This is a genomic window from Couchioplanes azureus (genome assembly GCF_014648355.1).
GTDB lineage: Bacteria > Actinomycetota > Actinomycetes > Mycobacteriales > Micromonosporaceae > Actinoplanes > Actinoplanes azureus.
On sequence record NZ_BMQY01000042.1, the window covers coordinates 1 to 829 of the forward strand.

1 protein-coding gene is annotated in these 829 nt (G+C 70.2%); it reads left to right on the plus strand.

Features of this window, described 5'->3' with window-relative positions; all coding sequences use genetic code 11:
• On the plus strand, nucleotides 1-829 hold an 829-nt coding region (locus IEY99_RS33785; RefSeq protein ID WP_229799508.1), incomplete at both ends, for a ketoacyl-synthetase C-terminal extension domain-containing protein.

Consider the following 829-nt stretch of genomic DNA (forward strand, 5'->3'; position numbering starts at 1 on the left):
AGGGTGTGGGTGTGCTGGTCGTCGAGCGGCTGTCCGATGCGTTGGCGAACGGTCACGAGGTCCTTGCGGTGGTTCGCGGGTCGGCGGTCAATTCCGATGGTGCGTCGAATGGGTTGACGGCGCCGAATGGGCCGTCTCAGCAGCGGGTGATCCGGCAGGCGTTGGCTTCGGCGGGTTTGTCGGCGCGGGACGTGGACGTGGTGGAGGGGCACGGTACGGGCACCACGTTGGGGGATCCGATCGAGGCGCAGGCGTTGTTGGCGACGTACGGGCGTGATCGTGGTGTGGATCGTCCGTTGTTGTTGGGTTCGGTGAAGTCGAACATCGGGCATACCCAGGCGGCGTCGGGTGTGGCCGGGGTCATCAAGATGGTGATGGCGATGCGTCATGGTGTGGTTCCGGCCACCCTGCATGTGGATCGTCCGTCTACGCATGTGGACTGGGCGGCCGGGGCGGTGCGGTTGGTGACCGAGGCGGTCGGGTGGCCGCGGGTGGATCGGCCGTGGCGCGCGGCGGTGTCGTCGTTCGGCATCTCCGGCACCAACGCACACGTGATCATCGAGCAGGCCGCCCCGGTCGTCGCGCTGGCGCGGGTCCCCGTCGCCGGCCCGGTGCCGCTGCCGGTCTCGGCGAAGTCGGCCCGTTCCCTGGATCTGCAGATCGAACGGCTACGGGACTGGCTCGTCGCGCGCCCGACCCTCCTACCGGCGGACGCCGGCCACTCCCTCGCGGTGACCCGGTCGCCGTTCGCGCACCGCGCGGTGTTGCTCGGCGACACGGTCGTGCGTGGGGTGGCCGCGCACCGCTCGGTGGGGCTGGTGTTCTCCGG